Source organism: Pseudokineococcus marinus (assembly GCF_013004605.1).
In the GTDB taxonomy this organism is placed as follows: Bacteria; Actinomycetota; Actinomycetes; order Actinomycetales; family Quadrisphaeraceae; genus Pseudokineococcus; species Pseudokineococcus marinus.
This window is the reverse complement of the sequence record NZ_JABEMA010000569.1, coordinates 1-977: the sequence shown is the minus strand read 5'-3', so window position 1 is coordinate 977 and position 977 is coordinate 1. Positions and strand designations below refer to the sequence as shown.

1 protein-coding gene is annotated in these 977 nt (G+C 79.6%); it reads right to left on the bottom strand.

Features of this window, described 5'->3' with window-relative positions; all coding sequences use genetic code 11:
- A partial coding sequence (locus HLB09_RS17550; RefSeq protein WP_246235774.1) for a Mur ligase family protein occupies positions 1-977 on the bottom strand: 977 nt, incomplete at both ends.

Below are 977 nucleotides of genomic sequence, written 5' to 3'. Positions count from 1 at the left end.
CCGCCGGCGCGCGCGAGGCCGGCCGCCAGGGCGTCGGGCGTCGTCGCGCCCGGCAGGAGCGGCGCCGCCTCGAGCAGCACGACGGCGGCGAGCGCCGTGTTGGCGACGTTGAAGGCGCCGGGCAGGGGCGCCCGCAGCGGCAGGCGCGCGCCCTCGGGGCCGGCGAGGACGAAGCCCGTGCCGGTGCTCTCCACCTGCGGGTCCAGCGCCACCCAGTCGGCGTCCTCGCCCGGCCGCGCCCCGGGCCGGGTCGTCACCGTCGTGACGGGCACCCGGGCCTCCCGCGCGAGGCGCTCTCCCCACGCGTCGTCGACGACGACGACGCCCCGGCGGGAGCGCTCGGGCGTGAACAGCGAGGCCTTGGCGGCGAAGTAGTCCTCCATGCCGTCGTGGAAGTCGAGGTGGTCCTGGGAGAGGTTGGTGAAGGCCGCGACGTCGAGGACGACGCCGTCGACGCGGTGCAGGACGAGCGCGTGGCTCGAGACCTCGAGGGCGGCCACCTCGACGCCGGCGCGCTCCATCCGCCCCAGGAGGGCGTGGAGGTCGGGCGCCTCCGGCGTCGTGCGCGTGCTCGCCACGACCTCGCCCGCGACGCGCGTCTCGACCGTGCCGACGAGGCCCGTGGTGCGGCCGAGCGCGGACAGGGCGCCCTCGAGGAGGTAGGCCGTCGTCGTCTTGCCGTTGGTGCCCGTGACGCCGAGGAGCACCGGGGCGCGCCCCGGGGGCGCGTGGACGCCCGTGCGGTGCACGCGCGCCGCGAGGTCGCCGAGGACGGCGCGCGGGTCGGGGGTGACCAGGACGGGCGCCCCCGCGGCCGCCGCGCGACCGGCCCCCGCGGGGTCGGTGAGCACGCAGGCCGCACCGGCAGCGACGGCCGCCGCCGCGAAGTCGGCGCCGTGGACGCGCGCCCCCGGCAGGGCCGCGTAGAGGTCGCCGGCGCGCACGGCGCGGGAGTCCAGCGTCGCCCCGAGGACCCG